Here is a 290-nt window from a genome sequence, read left to right as displayed (position 1 = left end):
AAAGTAACGGATTCATAGGCTTTTTCAGTTACATTAATAATAATTAATGAATTTTATTTCTGATATTCAATCATTTTTCAAAAGTATTCTGGGCAATTCTTAGATGATAATACAATCGCTCCTATTCGCCATCTTATTAGTCCACATACTGTCAAGATTACTGCTTCATAATTTTGGCTCTTTAACCGAAATCTTTCGGAAGCAACTCGATAAATTTTTATCAGTCTTATTAAATGTTCGACTACAATCCTTTGTTTGGCTTTTAACCGATTTTCTTCTCGATGTTCAAG

Annotated in this window: 1 protein-coding gene; it reads right to left on the bottom strand. The window is 30.7% G+C overall.

The features are described 5' to 3' along the window. Nucleotides 1-77 precede the first annotated feature (77 nt). On the bottom strand, nt 78-290 hold a 213-nt coding region (locus tag PL9631_RS25615; protein WP_231516862.1), incomplete at its 5' end, for a transposase family protein.

Source organism: Planktothrix paucivesiculata PCC 9631, from assembly GCF_900009265.2.
In the GTDB taxonomy this organism is placed as follows: Bacteria; Cyanobacteriota; Cyanobacteriia; order Cyanobacteriales; family Microcoleaceae; genus Planktothrix; species Planktothrix paucivesiculata.
The sequence above is the reverse complement of the archived record's forward strand: the minus strand, read 5'-3'. Positions and strand labels throughout refer to the sequence as shown.